Annotated in this window: 19 protein-coding genes and 4 riboswitches; of the genes, 4 read left to right on the top strand and 15 right to left on the bottom strand. The window is 74.0% G+C overall.

Annotated elements, in window-relative coordinates; genetic code table 11:
- Position 1: 1 nt before the first annotated feature.
- Positions 2–862 (bottom strand): dihydropteroate synthase, encoded by an 861-nt coding sequence (folP, locus tag AC07BF_RS02740; RefSeq protein WP_363583506.1) that lies wholly within the window; start codon positions 860–862, stop codon positions 2–4.
- 114 nt (positions 863–976) lie between these two features.
- On the opposite strand from folP, the gene metF reads away from it, so the two are divergent.
- Entirely contained in the window at positions 977–1,894 is a 918-nt protein-coding gene (gene metF, locus AC07BF_RS02735) for a methylenetetrahydrofolate reductase [NAD(P)H] (RefSeq protein ID WP_478332837.1), read from the top strand.
- A gap of 107 nt (positions 1,895–2,001) precedes the next feature.
- On the opposite strand, the gene metE is transcribed toward metF, so the two are convergent.
- The 6 genes from metE to AC07BF_RS02705 all read right to left on the bottom strand — a co-directional run bounded on the left by metE (position 2,002) and on the right by AC07BF_RS02705 (position 12,687).
- Positions 2,002–4,317: a 5-methyltetrahydropteroyltriglutamate--homocysteine S-methyltransferase gene (gene metE, locus AC07BF_RS02730; protein ID WP_478332836.1), complete on the bottom strand. Its 2,316-nt coding sequence runs from the start codon at positions 4,315–4,317 to the stop codon at positions 2,002–2,004.
- A gap of 177 nt (positions 4,318–4,494) precedes the next feature.
- A riboswitch (cobalamin riboswitch) is annotated at positions 4,495–4,691 on the bottom strand.
- Positions 4,692–4,733: 42 nt separating this feature from the next.
- Positions 4,734–5,603 (bottom strand): ECF transporter S component, encoded by an 870-nt coding sequence (locus AC07BF_RS02725; protein WP_478332835.1) that lies wholly within the window; start codon positions 5,601–5,603, stop codon positions 4,734–4,736.
- Positions 5,600–7,273, bottom strand: a complete 1,674-nt coding sequence (locus tag AC07BF_RS02720; protein WP_400808275.1) for an ABC transporter ATP-binding protein — start codon at positions 7,271–7,273, stop codon at positions 5,600–5,602. Before AC07BF_RS02720 ends, AC07BF_RS02725 begins: the two co-directional genes overlap by 4 nt.
- On the bottom strand, positions 7,270–8,505 hold the full coding sequence (locus AC07BF_RS02715; RefSeq protein ID WP_478317233.1) for a CbiQ family ECF transporter T component: 1,236 nt from the start codon (positions 8,503–8,505) through the stop codon (positions 7,270–7,272). The genes AC07BF_RS02720 and AC07BF_RS02715 overlap by 4 nt, the downstream gene beginning before the upstream one ends.
- Before the next feature lie 10 nt (positions 8,506–8,515).
- Positions 8,516–9,706, bottom strand: a complete 1,191-nt coding sequence (locus AC07BF_RS02710) for a hypothetical protein (RefSeq protein ID WP_363583494.1) — start codon at positions 9,704–9,706, stop codon at positions 8,516–8,518.
- Positions 9,703–12,687, bottom strand: coding sequence for a prenyltransferase/squalene oxidase repeat-containing protein (locus AC07BF_RS02705; RefSeq protein ID WP_478332834.1), 2,985 nt, complete (start codon positions 12,685–12,687; stop codon positions 9,703–9,705). The genes AC07BF_RS02710 and AC07BF_RS02705 overlap by 4 nt, the downstream gene beginning before the upstream one ends.
- 325 nt (positions 12,688–13,012) lie before the next feature.
- A riboswitch (cobalamin riboswitch) is annotated at positions 13,013–13,089 on the top strand.
- 133 nt (positions 13,090–13,222) lie between these two features.
- Here AC07BF_RS02705 and AC07BF_RS02700 point away from each other — a divergent pair.
- Both AC07BF_RS02700 and AC07BF_RS02695 read left to right on the top strand, forming a co-directional pair.
- A complete protein-coding gene (locus tag AC07BF_RS02700; RefSeq protein ID WP_478332833.1) occupies positions 13,223–14,650 on the top strand; it encodes a prenyltransferase/squalene oxidase repeat-containing protein in 1,428 nt (475 codons plus the stop codon).
- 132 nt (positions 14,651–14,782) lie between these two features.
- Entirely contained in the window at positions 14,783–15,106 is a 324-nt protein-coding gene (locus tag AC07BF_RS02695; RefSeq protein ID WP_363583488.1) for a hypothetical protein, read from the top strand.
- Positions 15,107–15,171: 65 nt separating this feature from the next.
- Here the strand turns inward: AC07BF_RS02695 and AC07BF_RS02690 are convergent, their stop codons facing one another.
- From AC07BF_RS02690 to AC07BF_RS02660, 7 genes are all read right to left on the bottom strand, one after another.
- Positions 15,172–15,651, bottom strand: a complete 480-nt coding sequence (locus AC07BF_RS02690; RefSeq protein ID WP_478332832.1) for a flagellar hook-length control protein FliK — start codon at positions 15,649–15,651, stop codon at positions 15,172–15,174.
- Between the two features lie 19 nt (positions 15,652–15,670).
- The gene (locus AC07BF_RS02685; protein WP_363583484.1) at positions 15,671–16,744 is read right to left on the bottom strand and encodes a peptidase; all 1,074 of its coding nucleotides are present in this window, start codon (positions 16,742–16,744) and stop codon (positions 15,671–15,673) included.
- Between the two features lie 100 nt (positions 16,745–16,844).
- Positions 16,845–16,965: riboswitch (cobalamin riboswitch) on the bottom strand.
- An 86-nt stretch (positions 16,966–17,051) separates the two neighbouring features.
- The gene (locus tag AC07BF_RS02680) at positions 17,052–17,828 is read right to left on the bottom strand and encodes an enoyl-CoA hydratase (RefSeq protein ID WP_478332831.1); all 777 of its coding nucleotides are present in this window, start codon (positions 17,826–17,828) and stop codon (positions 17,052–17,054) included.
- Positions 17,825–18,724, bottom strand: a complete 900-nt coding sequence (gene mmsB, locus AC07BF_RS02675) for a 3-hydroxyisobutyrate dehydrogenase (RefSeq protein WP_478332830.1) — start codon at positions 18,722–18,724, stop codon at positions 17,825–17,827. The genes AC07BF_RS02680 and mmsB overlap by 4 nt, the downstream gene beginning before the upstream one ends.
- Positions 18,721–19,794, bottom strand: a complete 1,074-nt coding sequence (locus tag AC07BF_RS02670) for an enoyl-CoA hydratase/isomerase family protein (RefSeq protein ID WP_478332829.1) — start codon at positions 19,792–19,794, stop codon at positions 18,721–18,723. Before AC07BF_RS02670 ends, mmsB begins: the two co-directional genes overlap by 4 nt.
- Positions 19,794–20,933: an acyl-CoA dehydrogenase family protein gene (locus AC07BF_RS02665; RefSeq protein ID WP_363630058.1), complete on the bottom strand. Its 1,140-nt coding sequence runs from the start codon at positions 20,931–20,933 to the stop codon at positions 19,794–19,796. Before AC07BF_RS02665 ends, AC07BF_RS02670 begins: the two co-directional genes overlap by 1 nt.
- A 7-nt stretch (positions 20,934–20,940) precedes the next feature.
- The gene (locus AC07BF_RS02660) at positions 20,941–22,440 is read right to left on the bottom strand and encodes a CoA-acylating methylmalonate-semialdehyde dehydrogenase (protein ID WP_363630056.1); all 1,500 of its coding nucleotides are present in this window, start codon (positions 22,438–22,440) and stop codon (positions 20,941–20,943) included.
- Between the two features lie 216 nt (positions 22,441–22,656).
- Positions 22,657–22,829, bottom strand: a riboswitch (cobalamin riboswitch).
- 354 nt (positions 22,830–23,183) lie between these two features.
- Here AC07BF_RS02660 and AC07BF_RS02655 point away from each other — a divergent pair.
- Positions 23,184–24,128, top strand: coding sequence for a nitrilase-related carbon-nitrogen hydrolase (locus AC07BF_RS02655; protein ID WP_363583474.1), 945 nt, complete (start codon positions 23,184–23,186; stop codon positions 24,126–24,128).
- 114 nt (positions 24,129–24,242) lie between these two features.
- Here AC07BF_RS02655 and AC07BF_RS02650 read toward each other — a convergent pair whose 3' ends face one another.
- Entirely contained in the window at positions 24,243–24,563 is a 321-nt protein-coding gene (locus AC07BF_RS02650; protein WP_363630054.1) for a hypothetical protein, read from the bottom strand.
- Between the last annotated feature and the right edge of the window lie 327 nt (positions 24,564–24,890).

The following is a 24,890-nucleotide window of genomic DNA, read 5'->3' as shown; positions in this document are numbered from 1 at the left end:
CTCAGACCCGGTTGGTTCGGATCGCGGCCTCGACCCGGACGGCGTCGGCGGTGTCACGGACCTCGTGCACCCGCACCGCCCACGCGCCCTGCGCGGCGGCCAGGACGCTGGCCGCCGCGGTGGCCGCGTCGCGTTCACGGGCCGGACGGGCCTCGCCCGTCCGCGGGTCGGCCAGCAGCTCGCCCAGGAAGCGCTTGCGCGAGGCCGCCACCAGGAGCGGGCGCCCCAGTACGCGCCAGGCGTCCAGTGACGCCAGCAGCGCCCAGTCGTCCTGCCGGCGTTTGGCGAAGCCGAGGCCCGGGTCCACGATGACCTGGGCGGGGTCGACCCCGGCCGACACCACCGCGTCCATCTGCCGTGCGACCTCGCGGATCACCTCGGCCGCGACGTCCTCGTACGCGGCCAGCTCGTCCATGTGGGCGGACTGCCCGCGCCAGTGCATGACGACGAAGGGCACTCCGGCCCTGGCCGCGGCGCGGGCCATGCCCGCGTCGGCCCGGCCCCCGCTGACGTCGTTGATGATCCGGGCGCCAGCCTCCACCGCCGCTTCGGCGACCCGGGCCCGCATCGTGTCGATGCTGACCAGGACGCCCTTGTCGGTGAGCGAACGCACCACCGGCAGGACCCGGCGCAGTTCCTCCTCCTCGGACACCCTGGTCGCTCCCGGCCGGGTCGACTCCCCGCCGACGTCCACGATGTCCGCGCCCTGCTCGGCCAGCAGCAGTCCACGGTCCACCGCGCGCCCCGGGTCCAGCCAGCGGCCGCCGTCCGAGAACGAGTCGGGGGTCACGTTCACGACTCCCATCACCGCGCACCGATCCCATCCGGGCAGTCCCGACAATACCTGCGAAGGTCTTTTCATGCGCCCATTGTGCCGCCCGCCCCACCCGTCTCCCAACTCGTACCACCGAGAGAATTCGTATCACAGAGTGGACACCTGAGGACTACCGCGAGCCCGGCTGGTTAACCTCCTGCCATGACACTCGGAATTCCCTCCACGCGGACGGATCGGGCGACCTCCATCCGCGAACTCCTCGCGACCGGCAGGCTTTCCTATTCGTTCGAATTCATGCCGCCCCGGAGCGCCGAAGCGGAGGTCGGCCTGTGGAATGCGATCCGGCGCCTGGAAGCGCTGTCCCCCACCTTCGTCTCCGTGACCTACGGTGCCGGCGGGTCGACACGGGAGCGGACGGTGAACGTCACCGGCCGCATCGCGCAGGAGACCACCCTCACGCCGACCGCCCACCTGACCGCGGTCGGCCACAGCGTCGCCGAACTGCGGAACATTCTCGGCCACTACGCTGACCAGGGAGTTCGCAACATCCTGGCGCTACGCGGCGACCCGCCGGGCGATCCGCTGGGCACCTGGCACCGCCACCCCGACGGAGTGGAGTACGCCGCCGACCTGGTGCGGCTGATCAAGGAGTCCGGCGACTTCTGCGTCGGTGTGGCCGCCTTCCCGGACCTGCACCCGAGGTCCCCCGACTGGGATTTCGAGATCAGGCACTTCATCGAGAAGTGCCGGGCGGGAGCCGACTACGCCATCACCCAGATGTTCTTCGACGTGGACAGCTACCTCCGTTTCCGGGATCGACTGGAATCGGCCGGCTGCACCGTTCCGGTCATTCCGGAGATCATGCCGGTGACCAGTATCCGGTCACTTCGGAGGATTCCGGCACTGACCACCGCCGCCATTCCCGACGAGCTTTCCGAAAGCATGCTGAAGCAGCAGGACAACCCGAAGGCCGTCCGGTCGATCGGTATCGATCACGCCACCGGAATGTGCCGACGCCTGCTCTCCGAGGGAGTTCCCGGGCTGCATTTCATGACCATGAACTTCTCCACGGTGACGACGGAGATCTACCAGAACCTCGGGCTTCCCGGGTCCGGGTGAAACGGGCCGGGCCGCCGTTGCGGCAGCCCGCCCGGGGACGGTCCCGGGCCCACCCGGCCGGGCGCCGCACGGTGTGCGGGGCCCGGCCGGGGCGCGTCACCGGGGGGTCAGCCGGCGAGCTCCGCGCGCAGGTGGCGGGCGGCGCCGACGAGGCTGTCGAGCGAGGCGCGGGTCTCCGTCCAGCCGCGGGTCTTCAGGCCGCAGTCGGGGTTGACCCAGAGCCGCTCGGCGGGGATGGCCGCGAGGCCCGCGCGCAGCAGGGCGATGGCCTCGTCGGTGCTCGGGACGCGCGGGGAGTGGATGTCCCAGACGCCCGGGCCGACCTCGCGCGGGTAGCCGGCCCCGGCGAGTTCGCCGGCGACCTCCATGTGCGAGCGGGTGGCCTCCAGCGAGATGACGTCCGCGTCGAGTTCGTCGATCGCCGTCATGATCGCGCCGAACTCGGCGTAGCACATGTGGGTGTGGACCTGGGTGTCGGCCCGCACCCCGGAGGTGGCGAGGCGGAAGGACTCGGTCGCCCACGCCAGGTACGCCGGGCGGTCGGCGGCGCGCAGCGGCAGGGTCTCGCGCAGGGCCGGCTCGTCGACCTGGACGACGGCCGCGCCGGCGGCCTCCAGGTCCGTGACCTCGTCGCGCAGGGCGAGGGCGACCTGGCGGGCGGTGTCGCCGAGCGGCTGGTCGTCGCGGACGAAGGACCAGGCGAGCATCGTGACGGGGCCGGTGAGCATGCCCTTGACCGGGCGGTCGGTCAGGCCCTGCGCGTAGCCGAACCAGTCGACGGTCATCGGGTGCGGGCGGGAGATGTCCCCGGCCAGGACCGGCGGGCGCACGTACCGGGTGCCGTAGGACTGCACCCAGCCGTGCCGGGTGGCGAGGTAGCCGGTGAGCTGTTCGGCGAAGTACTGGACCATGTCGTTGCGCTCGGGCTCGCCGTGCACCAGGACGTCCAGTCCGGCCTTCTCCTGGAAGGCGATGACCTCCCGGACCTCCGCCTCGATGCGCTCGCGGTAGGCCGGGGCGTCGATCCGGCCCGCCGTGAGATCGGCCCGCGCGACCCGCAGTTCGGAGGTCTGCGGGAACGAGCCGATGGTGGTGGTCGGCAGCAGTGGCAGGCCGAGCCGGGCGCGCTGGGCCTCGGCCCGCTGCGGGTAGGCCTGGGCGCGGCGGGCGTCGTCGGCGGTGACGGCGGCGGTACGGGCGCGCACCGCCGGATCGTGGGTGATCGGCGAGTTGGCGCGCGAGGCGAGGTCGGCGCGGTTGGCGGCCAGGTCGGCGGCGATCGCCCCCGTGCCCTCGCGCAGGCCCCGGGCCAGCAGCGCCACCTCCCTGGCCTTCTGCTTGGCGAAGGCGAGCCAGCGCAGGATCTGCGGGTCGACGTCGCGTTCGGCGGCGGCGTCCAACGGCACGTGCAGGAGGGAGCAGGACGGCGCGACGTCGACCCGCTCGGCGAGGCCCAGCAGGGTCGCCAGGGTGGCCAGCGACTTCTCCAGGTCGTTGATCCAGATGTTGCGCCCGTCGACCACCCCGGCGACCAGCCGCTTGCCGGGCAGCCCGCCGACGGCGGCCAGATCATCCAGGTTCGCCGCGGCGGGCCCCGTGAAGTCCAGCGCCAGGCCCTCGACCGGGGCCTTGGCCAGCACCGGCAGGGCCTCACCCAGGCGGTCGAAGTAGCTCGCGACCAGCAGCTTCGGACGGTCCGCCAGGCCGCCCAGCTCACGGTAGGCGCGGGCGGCGGCGTTCAGCTCGGCCGGGGTGCGGTCCTGCACCAGCGCGGGCTCGTCCAGCTGCACCCACTCGGCGCCGGCCGCCTTCAGGTCCGCCAGCAGCTGCGCGTAGACGGGCAGCAGCCGGTCCAGCAGGGTGATCGGCTGGAAGTCCTCGGCGACACCGGGGGCGGGCTTGGCGAGCAGCAGGTAGGTGAGGGGGCCGACCAGCACGGGGCGTGCGGTGTGGCCGAGCGCCAGCGCCTCCCGGAACTCCCCGACGGCCTTGGCCGGGTCCGCGGTGAAGACGGTGTCCGGGCCGAGTTCGGGCACCAGGTAGTGGTAGTTGGTGTCGAACCACTTGGTCATCTCCAGCGGCGCGACCTCCTGGGTGCCGCGCGCCATGGCGAAGTAGCCGTCCAGCGCGTCCGCCTCGACGGCCGCCCGGTGGCGGGCCGGGATCGCGCCGACGGCGACCGTGGTGTCCAGTACGTGGTCGTAGAGCGAGAAGTCGCCGGTGGGCACTTCCGAGGCCCCGGCCTGGGCGAGCTGCGCCCAGTTCTCCCGGCGCAGGCCGACCGCCGTCTCCCGCAGGGCGTCGGCGGTGACCGTGCCCTTCCAGTAGCCCTCGATGGCCTTCTTCAGCTCCCGGCCCTGGCCCTGCCGGGGGTAGCCGTACACGGTGGCCCTGGTTGCCGCGGCTGCGGACTTCGTGGTCAAGGGACTCTCCTTCGCGAGTCTGGCTCCTCAAGTGCCCGGGGACGGGACGAGAGCGCGAAGGGATGACGAACCGGGCGGCGGCTCACGTCGACGCGTGTGCCCGATCCGCCTGGTATGGTCGCCGACCCGCCCACGAGGTCACCGGGATATCCGCACGCGGAACGGTCCGCGGGCGGGCAACGGGCAGGTCTTCGGACTCGTGGGCGCACCGGGCCTGTTGGCGTCCGGTACCTACTGGCCATCGCTTCCCAGACCCGTCCCGGGTCCAGTGCGTATGACGGCGGTCGTTCCCACTCACCGCTGCGGGGCAGTCCCGGATTCCCACCGGGTTCCCTCTTGCGACGTCCTGCCTGGCGGGCAGGACGAACCAGCTGCGTCGCCAGCTTAGGGGCAAACCGCCGGGGCCGACGCGGAATTCACGGAAGCCGTCCGCATGGTGAGACTCCCTCGCCGCTCGCGGAGCCGATGGCGGAGCCGTTCGCGGTGACTCGTCGACCGTCCGGGGCCTCGAAGCGCACCATGGGCTCGAAGTTGGCGCGGCGGGCCGCGCGGCGGAAGACGGTGAGGACGGCCGGGCCGACGACGAGCACGGCGGTGAAGGTGGTGACGGCACGGCCGGTGTCCCAGCCGAGCGAGGTGGCGAGGTCGAAGAGCAGGTAGCGGTGCCACTGCTCGGTGAAGGGCAGCCCCGGCAGGTAGGCGATGGAACTGTTCGGGTCGGTGGAGAACGGCCAGAAGGAGAGGTTGAGGAGGAAGCCGAAGAGGTACCCGGAGAACGCCCCGTACGCGGCCAGCATCGGGACCTCCCAGCGCCGCCGCCGGGTTCTCGGCAGGAGCCCGGCGAGCATGCCGACGAACGCGCAGCCGAACATCTGGTACGGCATCCAGGGGCCGACGCCGCCGGTGAGCAGCGCGGAGGCGAACAGCGAGGTGCAGCCGAGGGTGAAGCCGAAGCCCGGGCCGAAGACCCGGCCGGCCAGGACGAGGACGAAGAAGACCGTCTCCACTCCTGCGGTGCCGGCGCCGAGCGGGCGCAGCCCGGCGTTGACGGCGGACAGGACGCCGAGCATGGCGAGGGCCTTGGCGTCGATGCCGCCGGCCGCGATCTCCGCGATGACGACGGCGAGCACCAGGGCCAGCAGGGCGCCGAAGATCAGCGGCGGGGCGTAGGAGGAGCCGAACTTTCCGGGGGCGACGACGAACGGCCAGGTGAAGGCGACCAGGCCGATGAAGGCGGCCAGGGCCGCGACGACGCGGGCCCGGCCGGGGATCCGGACGGCGCTCACCGGGCGGCCTGCGCGGGCGCGAGGGCGGCGGCGACCTGTCGGGTGGTCAGGTAGGGCAGCGGGGCGAGGATCTTGGCGGTCTGGGGGGCGAAGGTGGGCGAGGCGACGATGACCTCGGCGGTGGGGCCGTCGGCGACGATCTCGCCCTCGGCCATCACCACCACCCGGTCGGCGGCGGCGGCGACGAACTCGACGTCGTGGGTGGAGACGACGACCGTACGGCCTTCGGCGGCGAGGGCGTCCACGATGCCGGTGAGCGCTTCCTTCCCGTGGTAGTCGAGCCCTCGGGTGGGTTCGTCCAGCAGCACCACCCGTGGCGCGGCGGCCAGTTGGATCGCCAGGACCAGGGCCAGCTTCTGGCCCTCGGAGAGGTCCCGGGGGTGGGTGCCGTCGGGGATCCCGGGGGCGAGCCGGTCGAGGATCTGCCTCGCGGTCGGGCCGGCTGTGGTCGGGCCGGCGACGGTCGAGCCGGCTGCGCGGCGGGCCTCCAGGTCGCTCTGGGCGAGTTCCTGGGCGACCGTCTCCAGGTACAGCAGGTCGGTCGGGGTCTGCGGGACGAGCCCGACGAGCTGCCGGGCCCTGGTCGCGGAGAGCCGCTTGGGGTCCGCGGCCGGCCCGCCGTCGGCTCCGAGGACCTGCACGCTGCCGCCCTGTCGCGGGCCCGAGCCCTGGAGGGCCCACAGGAGCGAGGACTTGCCCGAGCCGTTGCGCCCCATCAGCGCCGTGACCTCACCGGCCCGCAGGTCCAGCCCGACCTCCCGGACGGCGGCCACCGGCCCGTACCGGACGACCACCCCTCGGGCGTCCAGCACCCGTTCCCCCGCCACCGCTGCCCGGCGCGGCGGAGGAACGGGCACGTCGTTCAGCCGCTCCCGCAGCGGGGCGGCGGCGCGCCGGGCGTCCCGGACGGAGAGCGGCAGCGGCCGCCACCCGGCCAGCCGCCCGAGGTCGACGACCGGCGGCGCGATCGCGGTGCGCCGGAAGACCTCGGCGGGCGGCCCGTGCACGACCGTGCCGTCGCCGGGCAGGTAGGCGACGCGGTCGGCGTACTGGACGACCCGCTCCAGGCGGTGTTCGGCGAGCAGGACGGTGACGCCGAGGTCGTGGACCAGACGGGTGATGGCCGCGAGCACCTCCTCGGCGGCGGTCGGGTCGAGCGCCGAGGTCGGTTCGTCCAGGACCAGGACGCGCGGGTGCGCGGTGAGCACCGAGCCGATGGCGACGCGCTGTTGCTGGCCGCCGGAGAGATCGTGCAGGGCGCGGTGGCGCAGGTCGGCGAGGCCGAGCAGGTCGAGGGTCTCCTCGACACGCTTGCGCATCACCTCCGGCGGGACGGCCAACTGCTCCATGACGTAGGCCAGTTCCTCCTCCACCGTGTCGGTGGTGAAGCCGGCCAGCGGGTCCTGCCCCACCACGCCGACCACGTCGGCCAGTTCGCGAGGGGGGTGGTGCGCGGTGTCCCGGCCGTCCACGGTCACCCGGCCGCGCAGGGTGCCGCCGGTGAAGTGCGGCACGAGGCCGTTGACGGCGCCGAGCAGGGTCGACTTGCCGACGCCGGTGCGGCCGACCACCAGGCAGAGCTCGCCCTCCGGGATGTGCAGGTCGACGTCGCGCAGGACGGGGGCGGTCTCGCCGTCGTACACCACGCCGACCTGGTCGAATCGGATCACGTGCTCACCTCGGGGGTCGTGCGGTCGGCGCCGGTGCGGCGGGTCCCGGCGGCGGGCTCCGGGGTACGTCCGGGCTCCGGGGTACGTCCGGGCGGAGGCGCGATGACCCCGGCGGCGCCGGCCAGCAGCAGGGCGAGCACCGGGACGAGCGGCAGGCTCGGCCAACTGAGCGGGTAGAGCGAGGGGTTGAGATCGGTGGCGGCGTAGCCGACGGTGGCGAACAGCAGGACGGCGGCGGTCACCCCGCAGCCCGCGACGCCCCACTCGGCGGCCCGCCAGCGGTCCGGCCGGTAGGTGGTGCGCCGTACGCGCCGGCCGCCGAGGATCAGCCCCGCCACGCAGAGCAGGGCGCCCGCGAGGAAGGCGGGAAGTCCCAGGGCAGCGGGGGCGGTTCCGTCCAGGAGCCCGTACACCCCGGCGCACAGGCCGCACATGCCGAGCAGCATCAGGGCGCCGGTGATGCGGCGGGAGCGGCGGGTCGCGGTGCCGGAGCGGCCGTAGCCGCGCGAGTCCATCGCGGCGGCCAGGTGCAGCGAACGCTCCAGCGCGTCCTCCAGCACCGGGACGACGATGCCGCGCAGCGCGCGGATGCCCTTCCGCTGCCCGGCGCGCAACCGCCGTGCCCGGGCGACGCGTTGGACGCTCTGCACCAGCTGCGGGGCGACGCTGAGCGACACCGTCACGGCGACGCCCAGCTCGTACAGGGCGCCGGGCAGGACGCGCAGGGCGCGCTTGGGGTTGGCGAGGGTGTTGGCGGCGCCGATGCAGCAGATCAGGCAGGCCAGGCGCAGCCCGTCGAAGGCGGCGGAGAGGGTCGCCTCCAGGGAGACCGGCCCGCCGATCTGGATGCCCGCGTACCAGGCGGGGGTGGGCAGGTGCGGGAGCGAGAAGAGCAGGTGGTCGTGCGGGGTGATGCCGGTGGCGAAGACGCACCGGAACACCACCCGGATCGCCACCACGGTCAGAGCCAGCCACAGGTAGTAGGTGAACCCGCGCGCCCACGGGGCCTCGGTCCGGCGGGCGGTGACCACGTAGCCGAGCACGGCGAGGACGAGCAGGAGCAGCAGCGGGTTGGTGGTGCGGCTGGCCGCCGTCGCCAGGGCGAGCGCCCAGGTCCACCAGGCCAGCGGGTGCAGGTTCCGGGGGCTGCGCCGGCTCCCGGCGTCCCGTCCGGGGGTGGGCTTCGGCTTCGGGGTGGGCTTCGGGGGGCCGGCGTCGGGTTTGTCGGGCATGGTCACCGGATCACTCGGCCCGGCGGCGGCGCCGTCGCGCGACGACCACGGTGGCCGCGCCCAGCGCCCCCACGAGGGCGGTCGCGATGACGGCGGGGGCCATCGACCCGGAGTCGTGCGGGGCGTCGGCCACCGGATTGGCGTCCACCACGCCGCCGGGCACGGCGGAGGTCGACGTCGGCGCGGCCGCGGCCTCGACCGTCTGCGGGGTCGGCTGATCGCTCGGGGTGTCCGTCGGCGGCGCGGTGGACGGCTCGACCGGCACCGGTGTGGCGGGCACGGGCGTCGGCTCGGGCGCTCCGGGCGGAGTGATGCCGTCCTCGGGGGTGGCGGCGGCGCCGGGCCCCGGGGTAGTGGCGGGCGCGGGCGGACGGGCTCCGCCCGCCGGGGGCTTGGCGGGGGCCGGGGCCCGGCCCGATCCGGTGCCACCGGCGGTGCCGGTGCTGCCGGTTCCGCTTGCGTTTCCGGTACCGCCGGTGCCGCCGGTTCCGCCGGTTCCGCCGGTTCCGTCGCTCGAACCGGTGCCGCTGCCGCTGCCGCCGGTCGTACCCGTGGCACCCGTCGACCCGCCGCCGGAGACGCTGGAATCGCCGGAGCCGCCCGTGGTGCCCTGACCGGGGTCGGCGGGCTGCCCGCCGGGGCTGGAGTTGTGGGCGCGAACGCTGTCCGGCGAGAAGCCCGGCCGCCCCTCGGTGCCCTCGACGTTGGTGCCACCGAAGATCCAGAGGTCGACGCTGCCGGGCTTCGGCTGGTAGCTCATCGCGCCGAGCTGGCTGTAGGACCACTCGTTCTGGCCCGGATCGGCGTGCCAGTACGACCAGTAGGCCGTGGCCGGGGGCGTCAGGACGCACTTCTCCTGGTCCGGGGCCGGGAACTGCTTACCGCCCTGGAAGCCGCTGTAGCCGATCCGGCAGATGAACGCCGGACCGTCGTGGCCGGTCCCGGTGGTCTTCCAGCCGCCCTGGTTGAGCAGGGTGAAGCCGGTGGTCGGGGTGGTCCCGCAGGAACGCAGCAGCGGGCCGCCCCACTTGCTGAAGTCCACGGCGAGCACCACGCCGGAGGCGGTGGTGCACTGGTCGATCGGCAGCGGCGCCGCGGACGCCGGGGCGGTGCCCACGGCGACGCCACCGAACGCGAGGGCGAAGGTCAGGGCCGCCGCCCCGGACAGCCGGCCGAGCCGACCGCCGAGTCCCCGGCTCACCGGTGACGCCCCGGGGCGGCCGCGGTGCGGCGCCGGGCGACGAGGACGGCCGCCGCGCCGAGCGCGGTCAGCACGCCCGCACCCGCCGTCAGCGTCAGGGCCTGGGTTCCGGTCCCGGCCAGGCTGCCGGAGCCGGTCTGCGCCGCCACGCCACCGGCGGGCGCGCCCCTGCCATCGGCCGGGGCGTCGATGCCGCCGGCCGACCAGGTGGCCGAACCGTCGCCGGTCGAGGGAGCGGCGGTGTCCGAGGGCCCAGCCGTGGCGGGCAAGCCCGTCGGGCCCGGCGTGTTCGTGGGAATGTTCGTAGGTGTGCCGGTCGGTGTGCCCGTGGGCGTGCCGGTCGGGGTGCTGGTCGGCGAACCCGTCGGGGTCGCCGTCGGGGTCGCCGTCCCGGTGGAAGTCGGAGTGGGCGTCGGCGTCGACGTTCCCCCGAGCTCCCGGAACAGCGTGCCGAACGAGATCCCGGTGGCACCGCCGAGCACCTGCGTGGACGCGCGGACGTCCGATCCCGGCTGCCCGGCGGAGGCCACGTTGAACCCGCCGTCGCCGTTCTGCTGGCCCGACAGGAAGTCGCGCGCCTTGGCGATCTGGGCGCCGTACGTGGACTGGCGCAGTGTCATGCCCTGGATGGCGAGCGCGGCCGAGTTGGTCGAGTCGCCGGCCGCTCCCGGGAAGCCGCCGTCGGGCAGCTGCCGCGCGGCGAGCCAGCCGAGGCCCTGGTCGACGGCCCGCGCGGCTTCGTCGCCCGGCACGAGGGCGAGGGCCATGACGGCCATCGCCGTGCTGTCCACGTCGGAGTCACCGGTGGCGGGGATCAGGCTCGGCCACGAGCCGTCCTGGTGCTGGAGGCCCTTCAGGTAGGCGATCGCGGGAGCCGCGTTCGTCGAGTCCCCGGCCCGGAGCTGGGCCATGATGCCGAGCGCCTGGGAGAACACCGAGGTCGCGTAGGTGTAGTTGCCGGGCGCCGCGCAGCCGGTGTTCTGGTCGGCCTTGATACACACGAGGGCGGCCAGGGCGGCGATCAGGTCGTGGCCGCCGAAGGCGCGCGGGTTGCGGCCGACCACCTCGGCGAGCAGCGCCTCCTTTCCGATCGAGCCGCCGCCTGCGTACTCGGTGCCGATGCCGGTCCAGTCGTTGACGGTGCGCTCGCCGGCGTCCTTGCCCGGCTGGTCCAGGAAGTCGACGATCCTGCGCAGCGCGGCGTCGTCGGTGCCGGTGGCCGCGAGGGCGTAGGCGCCGTCGATGGTGAGGCCGAAGTCGGCGAAGGCCGGGAAGCCCTCGTAGTAGCGGCCGTTGATCAGGCGGGACGGGTCGGTGAGGTAGGCGCTGCCCTTGGCGGCGTCGGGGGCTCTCCCGGCAGGCGGCGTGGTCGCGGGCGAGGTCGGCGGCGTGCTGGCGGGTGTCGTCGGCGGGGTGGTGGCGTCCGGGTTGTGTCGGACGCTGGTGAGGTCGGTGCCGGTCAGGGCCAGGATCGCCTGCTCGGTGGCCGCCGGGTCCGGGTCGGTGGTCGACGCGTCGGGGCCGAAGCCGCCGTCCGTGCCCTGCCGGGCGGCGAGCCAGGCCGTGGCGGCGGCCCGGCGGGTGTCCTGTCCGGTGGCCTTGAACGCCTGGGCCGCGCTCGCGGTGCTGATGGTGTCGCCGGGGGCGCCGAGGTACGGGAGGAGGGATCCGTCGGCCTGCTGTCCGGCCGCGAGCTGGTCCGAAGCCTTCCTCGCGGCCGTCTCGTACCCGGGCGCCGTACGCAGGGCGAGGACCGCGAGGCCGGTGGTGAGCGGGTCGGACTCGCAGTGGTCGCCAGCGACGATCATCGATCCGGCCACCCCGCCGTCGGCGCACTGGAGCGCCGTGAAGCGGGCGAGCGCCGGGGCGGGTGGCGTGACGCCGGCGCGCTGGAGGGCGATGACGCCGAGGGACTGAACCCAGGGCGAGGCCGCGCCGAGGAAGTCCCCGGCGGCGGTGCACTTGCCGTTCTCCCCCGCCGCCGTGCAGACATGGCCGGTGAGCGCGGCGATCAGGTCCCGGCCGCCGAAGGCCCGGGGATCGCCACCGGTGCTCTCGGCGACGAGGGCCAGCAGTGCGGCGGCCCTCGCATCGGGCCGGCCGGCCGGTCCGTCGGGGTGGAGGAAGGCGTCGGTGTGAGCGGAGAGGAAGGCGACCGTCCTGCGCAGCGCCGGGTCCTGCGTGCCGGCGGCGGCGAGGGCGATGGCGGTGAGGGCGGTCCGGGGGTAGTCCGGCCCCTCGACGGCCCAGTTCTCCATGTGGTCGCCGCCGACGAGTTGGCGGGCCAGCCAGGCCGCGGCGGCCGCCGGGTCACCGGCGGCGGACGGCCCGGTCGGAGTCGGGGTCGAGGTCGGAGTCGGGGTCAGGGTCGCCGAGGGCGACGGCGAGGCGGACGGCGAAGCCGGCGAACCACCGCTCTTCGCCCGGACGGAGTCCGGCGTGAAGCCCGGTGCCCCGCTGGTGCCGCCGATGTCGGTGCCGCCGTACACCCAGGCCTCGACCTCGCCGGGCTTGGGCTTCTGCGTCCCGGCGCCGAACCGGCTGTAGGACCAGGCCTGTTGGCCGGGTTCGGCGATCCAGTACGACCAGTACGCGGTGGCCTGCGGGGTGTTGACGCAGGGTTCCTCGGCCGGCGTCGGGTACTGGGTGCCGCTGTTGAAGGTCCCGGTTCCGAGTCGGCAGATGAAGGCGGGTCCGTCGTGCTCGGTTCCGGCGGTGGTGAAGCCGGCGGCGTGCAGCAGGTTCATCCCGGTCGTGGGGTGGGCGTCGCAGCCCCGGACGACACCGCCGCCCCAGTGCGTGAAGTCGACGGCGACGATCGCGCCCGTCGTCGCCGTGCACCGCTCGATCGGGTCGGCGGCCGCGGTGCCGGGGCGCCCGAACAGGACGCTTCCGCAGGCGGCGACCGCGACAGCACCGGCGACCACCAAGGAGGCGAGGTCCCGGTTCCTGTGACGTGTGCGACTGCTGCTGACCCTCACGACGACTCCCTGGTCGGTCGACGTGGGACGCAACGGCGCAGCCGACGGTCCCCTGGGCAGGGACCGTCCGGACCGCGTCGTAGTCCGCGACGACGCAAGTGCTCTGTGAACAGGGCCCCCGGTCCAGGCATTCCGGCTCACCCACCACAGGTGGGTCCACGGTTGCGGGTCAGCGCCGGAGTTGGACCGGCTTCCCCTGAATGCCGAGGGCAAAAAATCGGTTCATCAGACCACGACGGCCGAACGGGAGTCAACGGTCCGTCATGTCGATCACATCACCTCGTCGGCCGGTGCGCCGTGCGGTAGCGTCCGCGGTGGCCGAGCGGGGGAACCCGGTGCGAATCCGGGGCTGACGCGCAGCGGTGTGGGGTGGCGATCGTGCTGCCCCGAGCCCGGATGCCCGCCCGGCCACGCACCATGGCGAAAGCCGGCCCACGCGATCCGGGCGGCGACCGCTCCGGCCGTCGCGCGCCCTCGAACGGACGCCGGAACTCCGGGGCAGGGTCGGCGCCCGCCACCCCAAGGAGCCTGTCCCGTGTCCCTCCTCGCCCCCTCGCGGACCACACCTTCCCGCGCCGCCTCCGCCGTCACCGTCGCCCTGACGGCCGGCGCGCTCCTGCTCTCCGCCGTCCCCGCCCACGCGACGGCCAGCCCGACCCAGATAGCCACCTCGAAGAGCACCGGCGTCACCTACCTGAAGTCGCTCCAGGCCGCCGACGGCAGCTACGTCACCGGCGGCGGGCTCTCCAACGAGTGGGCGTTCAGCGCACTCTCGGCCGCCGGCACGGCCGCCGCGGACGTCACCCCCGGCGGCGACCCCACCAAGAACGCCCGCCTGGTCTACCGCGGCCAGCTCGCCGCCCCCGGCTGGCCGAGCGCCTCGCCGGTCGTCACGGACTACGAGCGCGGCATCCTCAACGCCTACGCCGCCGGCATCGACCCCGCCCGGGTCGGCCCGGGCCGCAACCTCGTCGCCGACCTCGCCGCCTACTGGCAGACCGCCGAACCCGGCTACTACGGCCCGTCCGCCAACTTCAACGGCACCGTCTTCGGCCTCCTCGCCCTCGCGGGCGCCAAAACCCAGGCCGGCAGCCCTCGCGTCCCGCAGCCGCTGCTCGACGCCTCCGTCACGGCGGTGCGCGCCAACCAGCACAACGATGGCGGCTGGAACTTCAGCAAGGCCGCGGGCGACCCGAACGCCCTCGCCCAGGGCAGCGACATCGACATGACCGGCGCCGCCATGGCCTCGCTCTGCACCGGGGGCGTCGCCGCCACCGACCCGGCGATCGCCGCCGCCAAGAACTTCCTCAAGGGCAAGCTCACCGCCTCCGGCGCCTTCAACGCCATGTTCGGCGTCAACACCGACTCCAACGGCTGGGCCGTCTCCGGCCTCAGCGCCTGCGGCATCAACCCCCAGGGCGCCGACTTCACCAGCGGCACCGGCAAGAGCCCCGTCGACTTCCTGATCGCCCAGCAGTTCAAGCCCGGCGGCGGCTTCAAGTACCTGCCCACCGACACCACCCCCTCCCCCTACGCCTCCGTCGACGGCCTGCGCGCCGTCGCCGGCGCCGGCTTCACCGCCACCCCGCCGACCCCGACCACCACCGGCGAGCCCGCCTGGGCCGCCGCCACCGCCTTCGTCCCCGGCACCGCCGCCAAGCTCGCGCTGGTCATCGACGACGGCACCGGCGCGCTCAAGGTCTGCGCCGCCACCCTCACCCCGACCGGCACCACCGCGACCCTCGGCAACGTCCTCGACGCGGCCGCCGGCGCCGCCCCGAGCGGCTGCGTCACCTCGGTCGCCCCGTCCACCGGCGGCGACACCGTCACCGCGATCAACGGCACGGCCAACAGCGGCTCCTCCACCTGGCAGGTCAGCCTGGACGGCACCACCGCCACCGGCGCCACCCGGGCCACCACGGTCCACCTCGGCGACACCGTCTCGCTGCGCTACGGCAGCTGACCGCACTGCGCCGGAGGGGAGCCGACCACGGATCGCCTCCCCTCCGGCGGGACAGAACCACGATGGCCCGACGGATCCGCCGCCGGACCGACAGGACGGGGGGAACGGATGCCGACGGGTGTTTCCAGATGGGTGGCGGGCGGCCATGTGGCCTTGGTCGGCGGGCTGGCCGTCCTGGGCGGGCTGACGGAGAACGGGCGTTACTACCTCGCGTCGATCGTCCTCACCCTTCCCGTCGGCCTTGCTGCGCTGGCCGCCGTCTACCTCGCACGAGGGGTGCTGACCGGCATCGGCGGGCTGTTCACCGACACCACGCTGCCTAACGGCGAGGAACCCGGTTGGCTGGCCACGGGCGGCATCGTGGCCAACACGCTGCTGTTCACCGTGGCGGCCGTCGCCACCGTACTGCTGGTCGAGCGCTTCGTCCGCCACCGGAGGGCATCTCACGGCAGCTGAGCCACGGGTACGCGGTGCCCCGGCCCCCTTCCGGAGGGGCCGGGGCACCGGGGTGTCTCCGGAGGTCAGGGCGCGGTGACGCCCGGCTGGGCGCCGGCGCCGAAGGACCAGCCCTCGACGTCGCCGGGCGCCGGGTTGTAGCTGCCCGCGCCGAGGTTGCTGTACGACCAGGGGCCGCCGTGCTGGGCGTGCCAGTACGACCAGTAGGCGCTGCCGGTGGGGTTGGTGCAGGTCGTCGGCAGGGCGTTGATGGTGCAGACGAAGCCCGGGTAGCGCGGGTGGAAGGTGTACGCGAACCCGGCGCCGGTCAGCGCGGCCAGGCCGCTGGCCGGGTCGCCGGGTGCGCAGCCGGTCTGGATGCCACCGCCGACGGCGGTGAAGTCGACCACGACGGTGACGCCGGTGGTGCCGTCGCAGGCGGCGGCCCGCGCCTGCGGGGCCTGGACGACGGAGGCGCCGAGCAGTCCGGCGGTGAGGGCAGCGGCGGCGGCGATCGACCCGAGGGTGCGGCGGGCCAGGCGCGCGGGCGCCATGGTGTCGGTCATCGGAGCTCTCCTCGCGGGGTCAGCGGGTGGTCGCCGGGCAGGCCGGCACGGGCGCGTCCGGGCGGGCACCGGCGGCGGAGAGGGTGGCCAGCGGGGTGCCCGCGAGGCCGAGGACGGCCTGCGCCGTGGCCCGGGCGCCGGTGGCCGGGTTGAAGCCGGTCGCGTCGTAGGCGACCGCCCCGCGCACGCCCGGGTCCGTGGCGCAGCCCTGCTGGAGCTTGACCAGGCTGCTCCAGCCCTTGAGGCCGGCCCCGAAGCGTCCGCCGGCCAGCAGCGCTTGCGTGGCGAGGCCGGTGGTGTTGGCGTTGGACGCGGCGGCCCCGGCGGCCGAGAAGCCGCCGTCGGCGTTCTGGTGGGCGGTCAGCCAGCCGAGTCCGGCGTCGGCCTTGGCGGTGCGGCCGGTCGCGGCGAGGGCCTGGGCGGCGAGCGCGGTGGCGTCCGGGTCGCTGGCGCAGGTGGCCTGGCCGAAGGCGACCGGGTACCCGCCGTCCGCGCACTGGCTGTTGGCGAGGAAGTCGACGGCCGTCGCCGGGGCCCCACCGGCCGTGCGGTGCAGGGCGATCACGGCCAGGGACTGGCCGAAGGCGTTGCTGTAGTCGCCCCACTGCGAGCGGTCGGAGAACCGGCCCTCGGCGGTCTGGAGCGAGCGCAGGCGGGCCGGCAGGTCGACGCCGCCGAAGGCCGTCGGGTTCCCGCCGCGCACCTCGACGGCGAGCAGCAGCTTGGCGGTCGCGCCCGCGTAGGCCTCGGTGATGCCGTCGCCGAGGTAGCCGCTGATGACCTCGGGCTTGGCCAGCCAGGCGGTGGCCTTCGCAGCGGCCTGGTCGGAGCTGTGCGAGGCGGCGAAAGCCAGCACGGCGTCGATGGTCAGGCCCTGGTCGGGGTAGGCGGTCCCGTTGAAGACGGACTCGAAGTGGTCGCCGTCGACGAGTTGGCGGGCGAGCCAGCCGCCCGCGGCGGCGTCGGGGCGGACCGTCGGGGACGAAGTCGCGGCGGCAGGTGCCGCGTGGGCGGCAGCGGCCGCCGGGAGGACGGTGGCGAGGGCGAGCGCGGGTATCGCGAAGAGGCGCAGGGGGCGTCGGAACGAGGACACGGTGGGCCTTTCCGGGCCCGCACGCAGGGGCCCGGAGGACGGCGGCAACAAGCCGGGCAGCCCTCGGAGCTCCGGCCCGCAGACCACGACGGGAGGAGGGGACGACACACCTCCGCCGCCGGGTACTCGGGCTCGCCGCCGACATCGGATCGGCGGCCTACCGTTGCGGGTCAGCGCCGGATTCGAACCGGACTTCCCCCAGCGGCGGAGTCACAACATGACGGCCCATCATGGCGAGACGGAGAAGTCCCGGTCAAGGGATCGTCCGCCGCATCGCGCCACATCGCGCCGCGAACCGCTCGGACCGTCAGCGGTGAAGGAACTCCGGTGGGCGCTTCTCGGCGAAGGCCGCCATGCCCTCCTTCTGGTCCGCCGTGGCGAAGGTGGCGTGGAACAGTCGCCGTTCGAAGCGCACGCCCTCGGCGAGCGTGGTCTCGTACGAGCGGTTGACGCTCTCCTTGAGCATGACGGCCGCCGGGGTGGACATCGCCGCGATCGTCCCGGCCACCGCCAGGGCCTCGGCCAGCAGTTGGCCCGCCGGGACGATGCGGGAGACCAGGCCGGCCCGCTCGGCCTCCTCGGCGCCCATCATCCGGCCGGTCAGACAGAGTTCCATCGCCTTCGCCTTGCCGACCGCCCGGGTCAGCCGCTGCGAGCCGCCGATGCCGGGGATCACGCCGAGCTTGATCTCCGGCTGCCCGAACTTCGCGGTGTCCGCCGCCAGGAGGACGTCGCACAGCATCGCCAGCTCGCAGCCGCCGCCCAGCGCGTAGCCCGCCACCGCCGCCACCACCGGCTTGCGCAGCGCGGCGAAGCGGTCCCAGGCGGCGAACCAGTCGCCGAGGTAGGCGTCGACGAAGTCGAGCGACTGCATCTCCTTGATGTCGGCGCCGGCCGCGAAGGCCTTCTCGGAGCCGGTGATCACCAGCGCGCCGATCTCCGGGTCACGGTCGAACTCCGTTGCTGCCTGCACGACTTCGTTCATCAGCAGGGTGTTGAGCGCGTTCAGCGCCTTGGGCCGGTCGAGCGTGATCAGCCCCACCCGGCCCTTGCGCTCGACCAGGATCGTCTCGTAGCCGGTCACTTGCCGTCCTCCCGCAGGGTGGTGATGATCGCCGAGAAGTCCAGGCCGGCGCCCCCGTCGGCCTGAGCGAAGTCCGCGTACAGCTGTGCCGCCCTGCGTCCGAGGTCCGTGGGCAGGCCCGCGGCGTCGGCGGCCCCGGCGGCGAGTCCGAGGTCCTTGGCCATCAGGGCGGCGGCGAACCCGGCCGCGTAGTCGCGGTTGGCCGGGCTGGTCGGCACCGGCCCGGGGACGGGGCAGTTGGTGGTGAGCGCCCAGCACTGGCCGGAGGCGGTCGAGGCGACGTCGTAGAGGGCCTGGTGGCTGAGCCCGAGGCTCTCTCCGAGCACGAAGGCCTCGCTGACCGCGATCATCGAGATGCCCAGGATCATGTTGTTGCAGATCTTCGCGGCCTGCCCCGCTCCGGGGGATCCGCAGTGCACGACCTTGCGGCCCATCGCCTCCAGCACCGGTCGAGCCGCCTCGAAGTCCGGCTCGGCGGCTCCGACCATGAAGGTGAGGCTCGCGGCCGTGGCACCGACCACCCCGCCGGAGACCGGCGCGTCCACCGCCCGGTGCCCGGCGGTCACGGCCAGGTCGTGCGCCGCCCGGGCGTCCGCGACGTCGATCGTGGAGCAGTCGACGAAGAGCGTTCCCGGGCGGGCGGCGGGCAGCAGGTCCGCGTAGGCGGCCAGCACGTGCCGGCCGGCCGGCAGCATGCTGATGACGACGTCGGCCTCCCGCACCGCCTCGGTCGCGGACCGCGCCGGACGGACGCCGCCCTCCTCCGCCCTCCGCAGCGCCTCGGGTGCCAGGTCGTAGCCGGTCACGGTGTGCCCGGCCTCGGCGAGGTTGGCGGCCATCGGGCCGCCCATGTTGCCGAGGCCGATGAATCCGATGACTCCGTTGCGGTGGGTCACCAGCGCTCCAGGGGTGTGGTGGGGGCCAGGCCGAGTTCCCGGTCGCCGAGCGGGGCGAAGTAGCGGGCCACCGCGGCGGGCCCGACGGCGCTCAGCGTCGACGGGTTCCACTGCGGGGAACGGTCCTTGTCGATGACCTGGGCGCGGATCCCCTCGGCCAGGTCCGGTGTGGAGAGCGCCGCGCAGGAGGTCCGGTACTCCTGGTCGAGCACCGCCTCCAGCGGACCGAGGGTGCGGGCCCGGCGCAGCGCCGCCAGGGTGGCCTTCACGGCGGCGGGCGAGTTGGCGGCGATCCGGTCCGCGGCCTCCTTGGCCTCCGGTTCGCCGCTGTCCCGCAGGCGGTCGAGGATCTCCTCCACGGTGTCGGCCCCGTAGCAGCGGTCGATCCACGCCCGCCGGCCGTCCAGCACGCCGGCCGGTGCGGGCCCGACGTTCCGTTCGAGGGCGTCGTGCAGGGGGAGTTCGGCCAGGTCGTCCAGCAGCGCGGGCAGCCGCTCGGCCGGGACGAAGTGGTCGGCGAGGCCGCAGAGCAGCGCGTCCGCGGCGCCGACGGAGCCCGCGGTCAAGGCGAGGTGGGTACCCGACTCGCCGGGTGCGAGGGCGAGCAGGTAGGTGCCGCCGACGTCCGGGACGAAGCCGATGCCGGCCTCGGGCATGGCGATGCGCGTGGTCTCGGTGACGATCCGGACGCTGCCGTGGGCGGAGACCCCGACCCCGCCGCCCATCACGATGCCGCTCATGAGCGCGACGTAGGGCTTGGGGTAGCGGGCGATGCGGGCGTTGAGGCGGTACTCGTCGCGCCAGAACTCCTCGACGGCGCCCGGGTCCGCGCCGGTGGCGGCGCGGTGGATGGCGACGATGTCGCCGCCGGCGCAGAAGGCCCGCTCACCGGCGCCGGTGATGACCACGGTCGCGACCCGCTCGTCCTCCTCCCACGCGTCCAGCGCTTCGGAGATCCTCCGCACCATGCCGTGGGTGAGGGCGTTCAGGGCTGCGGGGCGGTTGAGGACGATCAGGCCCGCCCGGCCCTCGCGGTGGACCAGGACCTCGTCGAGGTCGGTCCCGGCCATCACGCGGCCCCGATCAGGCCGCGGGCGACGATGACGCGCATGATCTCGTTGGTTCCTTCCAGGATCTGGTGCACCCGCAGGTCGCGGACGATCTTCTCGATGCCGTACTCGGCCAGGTAGCCGTAGCCGCCGTGCAGTTGGAGCGCCTGGTTGGCCACCTCGAAGCCGGTGTCGGTGGCGTGCCGCTTGGCCATCGCGCACAGTTCCGGCGCCCTGGGGTCCCCCCGGTCCAGGGCCGAGGCAGCCCGCCAGAGCAGCGACCTGGCCGCCTCCAGCTCGGTGGCCATGTCGGCGAGCCGGAACTGCAGCGCCTGGGCGTGCAGGAGCCGGGCGCCGAACGCCTCGCGGTCCGCCAGATAGCCGGTGGCCCGCTCCAGGGCGTCCTGCGCTCCGCCGAGGGAGCAGGCGGCGATGCCGAGCCGGCCGCCGTTCAGCCCGTTCATGGCGATCCGGAAGCCCTCGCCCTCGGCTCCGAGGAGGCGGTCGGCCGGGAGCCGGACGCCGTCCAGCCGCACCTGGCGGGTGGGCTGGGCGTTCCACCCCATCTTCTTCTCGTCGGGCCCGAACGAGACGCCGGCGTCGTCGCGTTCGACGACGAACGCGGACACCCCGCCGGCCCCCGGCCCGCCGGTGCGGGCCATCACCAGGTAGACCCGGGAGACGCCGGCGCCCGAGATGAACTGCTTGACGCCGTCGAGGACCCAGTGGTCCCCGTCCCGGCGGGCGCGGGTGGTCAGTGCCGCCGCGTCCGAGCCCGCGCCGGGCTCGGTGAGGCAGTAGCTGGCGGGGGTCGCCATGGCGCTGAGGCCCGGCAGCCACCGGGCGCGCTGGGCGTCGTCGCCGTAACGGTCGATCATCCAGGCGACCATGTTGTGGATGGACAGGTAGGCGGCGATGGACGGGCAGCCGGTGGCCAGCGCCTCGAACACGAGCACGCCGTCGGCGCGGGTGAGTCCGGAGCCGCCGGACTCCTCGCGGACGTAGACACCGGCCAGGCCGACGTCCGCCGCCTTGCGCAGCACGTCCACCGGGAAGTGCTTGGCCTGGTCCCACGCGACCGCGTTCGGCGCCAGGTGTTCGCGGGCGAAGGCCCGGGTGGTCGCCGCGATGGCGAGCTGGTCCTCTGTGAGGTCGTGCACGGCGCCCTCAGCCCATCGTCGGGATGGTGAAGCTCGCGCCCTCCTTGACCCCGGAGGGCCAGCGCGAGGTGACGGTGCGGGTGCGGGTGTAGAAGCGGATCGAGTCCGGCCCGTGCTGGTTGAGGTCGCCGAACCCGGAGCGCTTCCAGCCGCCGAAGGTGTGGTACGCGACCGGCACGGGGATCGGCACGTTGACGCCGACCATGCCGGTGTTCACCCGGCGCGCGAAGTCCCGCGCCGTGTCGCCGTCCCGGGTGTAGACGGCCACGCCGTTGCCGAACTCGTGCTCGCTGGGCAGGCGCAGCGCCTCCTCGTAGTCGGCGGCGCGGAGCACGGTCAGGACGGGGCCGAAGATCTCCTCCCGGTAGATCCGCATGTCGGGAGTCACGCGGTCGAACAGCGAGGCGCCGAGGAAGTAGCCGCCCTCGTGCCCCTCCAGCCGGAAGTCCCGCCCGTCGACCACGAGTTCGGCGCCCTCCTCGACCCCGAGGTCCAGGTAGCCACGGACCCGCTCCAGCGCGTCGGCGCCGACCAGCGGGCCGAAGTCCGCCGCCGGGTCGTCCGAGCGCCCGACCTTCAACGCGGCGATCCGCTCGACCAGTTTGGCCACCAGGGCGTCGGCGGTCTCCTCCCCCACCGGGACGGCCACCGAGATCGCCATGCAGCGCTCGCCGGCCGAGCCGTAGCCGGCGCCGATCAGCGCGTCCGCGGCCTGGTCGAGGTCGGCGTCCGGCATCACGACCAGGTGGTTCTTGGCACCGCCGAAGCACTGCGCCCGCTTCCCGTGCGCGGCGGCGGTGGCGTAGACGTACTGGGCGATCGGCGTGGAGCCGACGAACCCGACCGCCTGCACCCGCGGGTCCTCCAGCAGGGTGTCCACGGCCTCCTTGCCGCCGTTGACCACGTTCAGCACGCCCGGCGGCAGCCCGGCCTCCAGGAGCAGTTCGGCGAGGCGCAGCGGCACCGAGGGGTCGCGTTCCGAGGGCTTGAGGACGAAGGCGTTGCCGCAGGCGAGGGCGGGTGCGGCCTTCCAGAGCGGGATCATCACCGGGAAGTTGAACGGCGTGATGCCCGCGACCACGCCGAGCGGCTGGCGCATCGAGTACACGTCGATGCCGGTGCCCGCGTTGTCGCTGAACTCGCCCTTCAGCAGGTGCGGGATGCCGGCGGCGAACTCCACGACCTCCAGGCCGCGCTGGATGTCCCCGTGGGCATCGGCCACGGTCTTGCCGTGCTCGGCGGACAGCAGCCGGGCCAGCTCGTCCTTCTCCTGCTCGACGAGTTGGAGGAAGCGCAGCAGGACGCGGGCCCGCCGCTGCGGGTTCCACGCGGCCCACCCGGGCTGAGCCTGCGCGGCGTCGGCGATCACCGCCTCGACCTCGGCCCGGCTGGCCAGCGGCACCCGGGCCTGCACCCGGCCGGTGTTGGGGTCGTACACGTCGCCGAAGCGACCGGAGGTGCCGGCGGTGGGCTTGCCGGCGACGAAGTGGGTCAGTTCTCGGACCATCGGGTTCCTTCTCTCGACAGGGTGGGGAGAGGAGGAGGATCGGAGGCCGCCGCGGGTCGGCGGGCACACGGTGGTGCGCCCCGCGGCACGGGCGTGCGGCGGCGGAACGGAACGTCAGGGCGTCGGGGCCCCGGCGGCCGTCGGCACGGGACGACCAGGAGCGGCAGTGGAGCGGGAGCAGCCCGGAGTCATGCGTGTCGTCTCCATCCTCGTGGAAAACACGGAACACCCGCGGCCGGTATCCTGACTCCCGGATCACCGCACGCCCCCAGGCCTTCCCGGCTGGCTGCCAGTGGCCTTCGTCTGCGAGGACGAACTCCCCGGTCACAGTGGCGGGACCGTGCCGGACTCACACCGGCTTCCCTGACACCGCGGACCTGCCGTCGACCATATAGTTGGACGTCCTAGTAAGTCCAGAGGCCCGCACGCGCGTTGCGCCATCGGGTTTCCGCCGCGCCGAGCCCTGCCCGACGCCGGTCACCGCGCAGCCGCGTAACCGCGTAACCGCGTAACCGCCCACCATTCGCAGGCCACCCCCTTGCCGGAACGTTCCGGCATGGCTAGATTCTTCACCACGCCAGCAAAGCTGACTGAACTTTCAGTTATACCGCAGGGCCGCGTCGGCACCAGAGAACAGAAGGAACACCCATGACCACGTCCACCACCACCGGCCGCACGGCCGCCGGAGGCCCCGCCTCCCGCACCTGCCGGACGTCCCGCCGGCAGACGAGGACGGTCCGCCCGTGACCTCGTACGCCGTCCTCACCTCCTTCGGCTCCCCGCTCGGCTCCCCCGGCCGCACCAGGCCGGCCGAACGCGCGCCGCTGCGCGTCGGGCTCGTGCAGATGCGCTGGCACACCGACCCGGCCGAGCACGACGCCCGGCTGCGCGAGGGCGTGGCACTCGCCGCCGCGCAGGGCGCGACGATGGTGTGCCTGCCCGAGCTGACCCGCAGTCCCTACTTCTGCAACACCGACGACCCGATGGGGGAGGGCGCCGCCCGCCACCTGGAGGACGTCGAGACGGGGCCCACCACCCGCCTCGCCGCCGAACTCGCCGCCGAACTCGGCATCAGCGTCCACGCCTCCCTGTACGAGCGCGCCGAGGACGGCGGCCTCGGCTACAACACGGCCGTCTGCGTGGACCGCGACGGCACCCTCGTCGCCAGAACCCGGAAGAACCACATCCCGGCCTTCCCCGGCTACCGCGAGGACCTGTGCTTCCGCCCCGGCGACAGCGGGTTCCCCGTCCTGGCCCACCAGGGCGCCGCCTTCGGCTTCCCCACCTGCTGGGACGAGTGGTTCCCCGAACTCGCCCGCGCCTACGCGCTCGGCGGCGCCGAAGTCCTCGTCCACCCCACCGCCATCGGCTCCGAGGTGGACCTCCCGGACTTCGACACCCGGCCCATGTGGGAGCACGCCATCAGCGCCAACGGCCTCGCCAACGCGCTGTTCATGATCGTGCCCAACCGGATCGGGACGGAGGGCCGGTCCACCTTCTACGGCTCGTCGTTCATCTCCGACCCGTACGGCCGGATCCTGCTCCGCGCCCCGCGCGACCGGCCCGCCGTCCTCGTCGCCGACCTCGACCTCGACCAGTGCCGGGACTGGCGGGAGTTCGGCCTCCTGCGCACCCGCCGCCCCGAGCTGTACGCCCCGCTGACCGCGACGAGCCGCACCGACGCCTGACCGGACGCCCCGGCGCACCCACGCCGGGGCGTCCCGCCGCCACGAGTCGACGTGCCGGGACTGACGCCAACTACCTTTTCCAGTAGCGTAGTTGACGTGACCGACGCGCCGACCTCAGGTGGTGGCCGTCGGAGCGGGCGAAGCCGCACCGGCGGACGGCGGGGCCTGGCAGGGCAGGACGACCATCACACTCACACCCTGGCCGGGCTTCGACGCGCCCGCCGAAACGGTGTAGCCGTCGGACTCGTGGACGGCATCGAACTCCCAGGTGGGCGGGGTGGACTGAGCGTCCGCACCGGACGCCGACGAGGTGATCTTGAAGCCCTCGCCCGCCAGCTTCTCCCGCAGCGCCCGCAGCACCTCGGGGCGCTGGTCGTCCGTGGCCTTGAGCAGGATCCCCGAGCTGAGCTGGTAGGCCTCGCCCTCGTCGGCCACACCCAATCCCCGCCCCGGGCACCTGTAGTAGCCGATGAGCTTGCTCCACGGATCCCGCTCGAGGCCCGTCAGCTCGCGCACGTGGCCCTGGACCCGATCCGTCCGGGCCAGCGCCTCCTCCCGGGACTCGACACGTGTGGGCTCGCTCGGCGTTTCCCGTCCTCCGCCCGGCGTTTCCCGCCCTCCGCCCGGCGACCCCACGGACGAGCATGAGCCGAGCACCAGGGCACCCGACACCATCAGCACGGCCGCGCAGGCCGCCCGTGCGCCCGCCCCGGCCGGCACGGCCGTCGATCTCTTGAACAAGTGCAGTACTCTCCCCCGCTG

Source organism: Kitasatospora sp. NPDC043950 (assembly GCF_056435345.1).
The sequence above is the reverse complement of the archived record's forward strand: the minus strand, read 5'-3'. Positions and strand labels throughout refer to the sequence as shown.